General features: G+C 70.7%; 11 protein-coding genes. 6 read left to right on the top strand and 5 right to left on the bottom strand.

Annotated elements, in window-relative coordinates; genetic code table 11:
* The first annotated feature begins 207 nt into the window (after positions 1–207).
* Positions 208–1083, top strand: a complete 876-nt coding sequence (locus tag ACWEVO_RS26225) for a GNAT family N-acetyltransferase (protein WP_452310169.1) — start codon at positions 208–210, stop codon at positions 1081–1083.
* Between the two features lie 32 nt (positions 1084–1115).
* Here ACWEVO_RS26225 and ACWEVO_RS26220 read toward each other — a convergent pair whose 3' ends face one another.
* From ACWEVO_RS26220 to ACWEVO_RS26210, 3 genes are all read right to left on the bottom strand, one after another.
* Entirely contained in the window at positions 1116–1241 is a 126-nt protein-coding gene (locus tag ACWEVO_RS26220; protein ID WP_452310168.1) for a hypothetical protein, read from the bottom strand.
* Positions 1242–1345: 104 nt separating this feature from the next.
* Positions 1346–1612 (bottom strand): hypothetical protein, encoded by a 267-nt coding sequence (locus ACWEVO_RS26215; RefSeq protein WP_452310167.1) that lies wholly within the window; start codon positions 1610–1612, stop codon positions 1346–1348.
* On the bottom strand, positions 1609–1905 hold the full coding sequence (locus tag ACWEVO_RS26210; RefSeq protein ID WP_452310166.1) for a DivIVA domain-containing protein: 297 nt from the start codon (positions 1903–1905) through the stop codon (positions 1609–1611). Before ACWEVO_RS26210 ends, ACWEVO_RS26215 begins: the two co-directional genes overlap by 4 nt.
* Positions 1906–2228: 323 nt before the next feature.
* Between ACWEVO_RS26210 and ACWEVO_RS26205 the strand changes: the two genes are divergently transcribed.
* The 3 genes from ACWEVO_RS26205 (at position 2229) to ACWEVO_RS26195 (ending at position 3266) form a co-directional block, all read left to right on the top strand.
* A complete protein-coding gene (locus tag ACWEVO_RS26205) occupies positions 2229–2462 on the top strand; it encodes a winged helix-turn-helix domain-containing protein (RefSeq protein ID WP_452310165.1) in 234 nt (77 codons plus the stop codon).
* Positions 2463–2706: 244 nt separating this feature from the next.
* The gene (locus tag ACWEVO_RS26200; RefSeq protein WP_452310164.1) at positions 2707–2922 is read left to right on the top strand and encodes a toxin HicA; all 216 of its coding nucleotides are present in this window, start codon (positions 2707–2709) and stop codon (positions 2920–2922) included.
* Positions 2922–3266, top strand: coding sequence for a type II toxin-antitoxin system HicB family antitoxin (locus tag ACWEVO_RS26195; protein ID WP_452310163.1), 345 nt, complete (start codon positions 2922–2924; stop codon positions 3264–3266). The genes ACWEVO_RS26200 and ACWEVO_RS26195 overlap by 1 nt, the downstream gene beginning before the upstream one ends.
* On the opposite strand, the gene ACWEVO_RS26190 is transcribed toward ACWEVO_RS26195, so the two are convergent.
* Entirely contained in the window at positions 3267–4946 is a 1680-nt protein-coding gene (locus ACWEVO_RS26190; protein ID WP_452310162.1) for a DNA repair helicase XPB, read from the bottom strand. It lies immediately after the preceding gene.
* A gap of 173 nt (positions 4947–5119) precedes the next feature.
* On the opposite strand from ACWEVO_RS26190, the gene ACWEVO_RS26185 reads away from it, so the two are divergent.
* On the top strand, positions 5120–5989 hold the full coding sequence (locus ACWEVO_RS26185) for a L,D-transpeptidase family protein (RefSeq protein WP_452310161.1): 870 nt from the start codon (positions 5120–5122) through the stop codon (positions 5987–5989).
* A gap of 81 nt (positions 5990–6070) precedes the next feature.
* A complete protein-coding gene (locus ACWEVO_RS26180; protein WP_452310160.1) occupies positions 6071–6307 on the top strand; it encodes a hypothetical protein in 237 nt (78 codons plus the stop codon).
* On the opposite strand, the gene ACWEVO_RS26175 is transcribed toward ACWEVO_RS26180, so the two are convergent.
* Positions 6308–6583: WYL domain-containing protein (locus tag ACWEVO_RS26175; protein ID WP_452310159.1), on the bottom strand; the 276-nt coding region annotated here is incomplete at its 5' end.

The following is a 6583-nucleotide window of genomic DNA, read 5'->3' as shown; positions in this document are numbered from 1 at the left end:
CCGCCTAGCCCCCCGACACGCCGGCAGCCCGCTGAGCGGCAGGTGAGCGGCGACCCGCCCGGCTGCACGGCGCGGAGCGCCGGCGCGAATCCGGTTGACATCGGTCCGGGCCGCGGGGCCTACTGCCCACCGGGCGCCGTCGCGCCGGCCCGGCACCAGCCGCCAGCCGCCGGACGGTCGACGGCAGGCGACAGAGGCAGGGACGACATGGTGGACCGGACGGACGCGCTGACCTGGAAAGAGTTCGGCGACGAACACCTCGCAGCGCTGACCGAGCTGGCCGAGGCGTGCCTCGCCGTCGACGGCGGCCTGCCACTGTTCGCCACGGCGCCGCTGCTGCGGGCGCGGCTGCTCCAGACCCGCACCCTCGGCGCCTGGCACGATGGCCGCCTGGTCGCGGCCGTGAGTGTCGGCAGCGACCGGCAGCCGGTCACCAGCACCGGCCTGGTGCATCCGGGCTGGCGGGAGCGGGGCCTCGGCGGCCGGCTGCTGAGCTGGGCGGATGAGCAGGCCGGCGATGCCGACCTGCTGCTGACCACCGAGACCTGGACCCCGGAAGCGGACGCCCTGTTCACGGCGCGCGGCTTCGCGCGGACCTTCACCGAGTGGGTGCTCCGGCACGACCTCGCCACCATCCCGGAGGTCGCGCCGCCGGACGGCGTCCGCACCGAGCCGGTGAAGCTCGACGCCGAGCTGTTCGAGACCTACCGCGCCTCGTTCGCCGACCGGCCCGGCTTCGTCGAGCCGGAGCCCGACGAGTGGCTGGACGAGCTGCGGGACGACGACGGGTACCGGCCCGACCTGTCGATGATCGCCCGGAACTCCGACGGCAACGCCATGGGCTTCGTCAACGTCATCGACAACTGGATCGACCAGGTGGGCGTCGTCCCCGGCTGGCGGGGACGACGGGTCGGCGCGTACCTGGTGACCGGTGCGCTGCGGGCCCTCGCGGCCGACGGCGCCCGCGAGGCGTGGCTCTGCGTCAACGACAACAACCCGGCCGCCGGCCTGTACCGGCGGCTCGGGTTCCGCGACGCCGGCCGCCGCACCCGCTACCTGCGCGGCGGGGTGTCGCCAGCCTGACGTTCGGCAGCGTCCCGGGCCGGCGGGTCGCCTCACTGGTAGAGGCGGCCCGGCCGGGTGGAACGGCTCGGCTTGGTGATCACGGCGTCGCCGCGTCTCCGGCGCACCATGATGGCTTTTGCCCTCTTTTTCAGCGGAGTGAGGATTCTGTCCTTCATCGCGTACCTCTCTTCTCTCGTACGTCGGCACTTCGGCGGTCGCATGCCTCCACCGCCTACCCGGCGGGGCGGAGGGCATTCGGCCGGTGCCGACCGGGCTGCCCTCAGCGGCGGATGAGCCACGGCGCGCGCCGCGCGCAGGCCGCTGTGTGATCCACCGGCAGCGCACACCGTCCGCCGCCGGGCAGCGGCCGGTCGCAGAAAACCCAGTGGCGTACGCACTGCTCGTCCTCCGCCGACACGGTCACCCCGCCCGGCTCCACCCGGGCGCTGAGCTGGGCCAACACCCGGGCGGCGGTACGCGCGAAGATCCGCGCGCGGTGCAGGTCGGGCGCGGTCACCGGCAGGTGGATCACCCAGCGGTCCGTCATCGGTAGAGGCGCTCCGCCGACTGGGCGCTCTGCCAGGCGCGCAGGGCGTTCTTGATGCGTACGTTCTCCTCCTGAACCGCGACCAGGGCGGTCTGCGCAACGGCCAGTTCGTCGGCCACCCGGTGCAGGAAGGTGCGGATCTCGACCGGGTCGAGGCCGCGCCGGCGGACGTTGAAGCAGCGGTCCCGCACCTGCCAGGGGCGGAGTGGGGTGCGATTCGCCGGGGTCCTGGGAATCGGCGCTGGTTGCGGAGCGTGGGGCCGGCGGGTCAGCCGGCGGAGCAGGTTGCGCACGAAGTGACCGCCCTTCGTTCGGATCGCGTTGGCTTTTCGGCAGTGCTGGGGGCAGCGGGCCGTGCCCTGTGTCGCTTTGGGTTGCTTGCGGCTCAACGTTGGGGGTGCTGGCACAGCCGACGAACGGGAGTCAGCCGTGCCAGCGGCGGTGGATGCCCAACCGGAAGGGCCGGTTGCCTACCAGGCGATCCAGTGCCGGGCTTCCGCCTGTCAACATACAATGCAAAGCATGCAAAGCTCAAGGGCTGAGCATGCTAAGCACGCGAAGTCTTGGCCGCTCGGTCGCGGGCGTGGGAGGATCTTGGGGCCTACCAGGAGTTGCCATGCCCCGAATTCCAGACCGTCAGCGCATCGCTCAGGACATCCGCGACAAGATCAGCTCGGGCGAGTATCGCCCTGGTACCAAGCTGCCTTCTCTGCGTGAAATGTCAGCGCACTACAACGTCTCCGCCGAGCCGGTTAGATCAGCGCTGCTGATCCTCCAGGCCGAAGGGCTGGTCGAAGGTCATCAAGGTAAGGGTGTTTATGTGGCTGGGAATGACGAAGCAGTTGACTAACTAACTGCAGAAGTTTCCTGGCAGGCGCCCGAACTTCAGCATCGAGGGTCGCCTCGAGCCTGAGTCATGCTTTGGCCACACGCGACAGAGGCCCGCGTTGGCCCGCCACCTTTGCCCGGGTCAGACTGGAAGCCGGCAGCAAAGCCCGGCGGGTCGACGGCTCGCAGACGGGCCACCTCTTTGCCGATGGTACCGCGCGTAGTACCATAACCAGGTGTCGTCCATAGCCAAGGTCGTTGAGGCGATGCGGAAGAATCCGCAGAACATCGCCTACAACGATCTTTACCGGGTTTGCGAGCACTACTTCGGGAAGCCGCGACAGGCGGGCACCTCCCACGCGGTGTTCAAGATGCCCTGGGCGGGCGACCCGCGGGTCAACATCCAGGGCGACAAGGGCAAGGCGAAGGCGTACCAGGTCCGGCAAGTGCTCAGAGCGATCGACAAGAAGGAGGCCATGTGATGCACCCCGACGAACGTCCCGAGATCACCCACTACACCTACCGCGTCACCTGGTCCGCCGAGGACCACGAGTTCGTGGCCACCTGCGCTGAGTTTCCGTCGCTCTCGTGGCTCGCTTCCTCACAGATCGAGGCTCTTCAGGGGCTGCAGAATCTGCTGCGTGACGTGATCGCCGACATGGAGGAGCAGGAGGAGCAGGTTCCGCAACCGTTCGCTGAGCGCAGCTACTCCGGCAAGTTCAACCTCCGGGTCGGCGAGAGCCTGCACCGGGAACTGGCCATTCATGCCGCCGAGGACGGCATCAGCCTCAACCAGTACGTCCTGCGGAAGCTCAGCGCCGCCTGATCAGTCGAACGACGGCAGCGAAGGCCCGAGGACGTCGTCGGCGTCCACGATGGTGTAGGCGTACCCCTGCTCGGCCAGGAACCGCTGCCGGTGCGCCGCGTACTCCGTGTCGATGGTGTCCCGGGACACCACCGTGTAGAAGTGCGCCTGCCGCCCGTCGGCCTTCGGCCGGAGCACCCGCCCCAGCCGCTGCGCCTCCTCCTGCCGCGACCCGAACGTCCCCGACACCTGAATCGCCACCGCCGCCTCAGGCAGGTCGATGGAGAAGTTCCCCACCTTGGAGATCACCAGCGTCCGGATCTCCCCGGACCGGAACGCGTCGAAGAGCCGCTCGCGCTCCTTGTTGGTGGTCGACCCCTGCACGATCGGCGCGTCCAGGTACTCGCCGAGCTGGTGGAGCTGGTCGATGTACCCGCCGATGACGAGCACCTGCTCGCCCGGGTGCCGGTCCACCAGGGCGCGGACCACCGGCAGCTTCGTGCGCGCCGTGGCCGCCATCCGGTAGCGCTCCTCGGCCTCCGCGGTCGCGTACGCCATCCGCTCGGCGTCGGTGAGGGTGACCCGTACCTCGGTGCACTCGGCCGGGGCGATCCAGCCCTGCTGCTCGATGTCCTTCCACGGCGCGTCGTACCGCTTGGGGCCGATCAGGCTGAACACGTCGCCCTCGCGGCCGTCCTCGCGTACCAGGGTCGCGGTGAGGCCGAGCCGGCGGCGGGCCTGGAGGTCCGCGGTGAACCGGAAGATCGGCGCGGGCAGCAGGTGAACCTCGTCGTAGATGACCAGGCCCCAGTCGCGGGCACCGAACAGGTCGAGGTGGGTGAACGCGCCGCCGCGCCGCGAGGTGAGCACCTGGTACGTGGCGATGGTGACCGGGCGGATCTCCTTGCGCTCGCCCGAGTACTCGCCGATCTCCTCCTCGGTGAGCGAGGTGCGGGCCACCAGCTCGCGCTTCCACTGCCGGCCGGCCACCGTGTTGGTGACCAGGATCAGGGTGGTGGCCTTCGCCTCGGCCATCGCCGCCGCGCCGACCAGGGTCTTGCCGGCGCCGCAGGGGAGCACCACCACGCCGGAGCCGCCGGCCCAGAAGGCATCCACCGCCTCCCGCTGGTACGAGCGCAGGGTCCACGGCTTGCCGCCGTCCTTGCCGGCCTCGGCCAGGTCGATCGGGTGCGCCTCGCCGTCAACGTAGCCGGCCAGGTCCTCGGCGGGCCAGCCGAGCTTGAGCAGCGCCTGCTTGAGCCGGCCGCGCTCGGACGGGTGCACCTGGATGGTGTCGTCGTCGATCTTGTTGCCGAGCATGCCGGCGAGCTTCTTGCTCTTGGCGACCTCGATCAGCACCAGCCGGTCCAGGGCGCGCAGCACCAGGCCGTGCACCGGGTCGTTGGCGAGCTGGAGCCGGCCGTACCGGTCCATGGTCTCGGCCACGTCGACCAGCAGCGCGTGCGGCACCGGGTAGCGGGAGTACTTGATCAGGGCGTCCACCACGCCCTCGGCGTCGTGGCCGGCGGCCCGGGCGTTCCACAGCCCAAGTGGGGTGAGCCGGTAGGTGTGCACGTGCTCCGGCGAGCGTTCCAGCTCGGCGAAGGGCGCGATCGCCATCCGGCACGCCTGCGCGTCGGGGTGATCGATCTCCAGCAGCAGGGTCTTGTCCGACTGCACGATCAGTGGTCCACCGCTCACGCCAGCGTCCTCTCCCTTGCCGGATCACCTCGCCCGCGGTCCGGCTGACCTGCCGACGGCGGACCATCCAGTGTTGCACGGGTGAAGGTGTCCGGAAAAAGTCACACGGGACAGGCAACGTGACAGTGTTCCCATACGTCTAGCTAGCGGGACAACTGTCCAGGGGAGGGCCCATGAAGCGTGTCCGGTTCAGCGTCCGGGTGCTCACCCTGGCTGCGGTCGTGCTGGTCGGCGTCGGTGCGTGCGCGCTCGATCCGCGACGCGACGGGACCGGGGCCGCCGCCCCGGGCCCCGTCGCCGAGACGGAGCGAGTATCGGGGGCGAGCGCGGTGCCCACGCCGGACCAGACGACAACGTCCCCGTCGGCGGAGCCGAGCCGGACGGCCACGCCGAAACCCACCCAGTCCCCGAAGCCGACCGCCACGGCCAGGCCGAGCCCGACCGGGTTCACCGGCTGCCCGCAGGGCGAGCACCAGCGGGCCGTGGAGACGTACCTGGCCCGGCTGGGCGGGTTCGGCAACGTGACCGTGGACGGCAAGCAGTCCGAGGCCGACTGCACCGCGATCAAGAAGTTCCAGCGCCGGTACGGGATCAGCCCGGCCGCCGGCCGCGCCGGCGACACCACGTACGACGTGGCGAAGCGGCTGGCCACCACCGACGTGCACCGCTGCAAGGCCGGCTCCCGCCTCACCTTCTGCGTCGACCTGACCCGGCAGACCGTCTGGGCGATGCGCGGCGGCACCGTGGTGATGGGCCCGACGGTCACCCGCACCGGCATGGCCGGGTACGCCACCCCCTCCGGCACCTACTCCGTCGGCGGCCGGAACCTGAAGGAGTGGTCCAACCCGTACGAGGTGTGGCTGCCCTACTGGCAGCAGTTCAACGGCGGCATCGGGTTCCACGAGACCACCACCTACCTGCACAACAAGTCGATCGGCTCGCACGGCTGCGTCAACCTGCTGCACCGGGACGCGGTACGCCTCTGGGAACTGGGCTCGATCGGCACCCGGGTGGTCGTCCTCGGCCGCCGCCCCGGCACCTGATCTCAGGGTTTTGTCCCCTGTCCGCCCGGACCCGCCGGTGTCACGCTGGAAGCGGGTCCGGACGGGGCGGGAGGGACTGCCATGACGGTCGACCACGAGGTGCTCCCCGAGCAGCACCGGCAGCCCGAGCACGCGGTGCCCACCGCGGTCCTGGTCGGATACTCGGCCGCCGCCGTCGGGCTGCTCGGCTGGTTCCTGTTCGGGCTGCTGGTGCAACGCCAGGGCTTCGTCGACTCGGTCGGTGAGTCAGCCGGCGCCGGCTTCGGGCTGCTGCTCGCCGTCTCCGTGATCGGCGCGTTCCGCCACAACGGGAGGTAACTAGTCCTCCAGCACCGCCGCGGTGATCCGGTGCAGCGCGAAGGTGTGCAGCATCTCCGTGCGCTCGTCCTCCGCGCGCAGGTAGCCCGCCCCGATCGACACCGGCCGGACCAGCCGCGACGCGGTCGCCCCGTGCGCGTCGACGTAGCCGACCCAGACCAGCGCCTTGTCCCGTACCGCCTGCTGGAGCACCGCGAGCGCATCCGAGTGGGTGTGCGCCGGCACCGGACCGCTGCGCGCCGCGCCGCCACGGACCACCGCCGGGGCCCGCCGGGC

It is taken from the genome of Micromonospora sp. NPDC003776 (assembly GCF_053605645.1).
The sequence above is the reverse complement of the archived record's forward strand: the minus strand, read 5'-3'. Positions and strand labels throughout refer to the sequence as shown.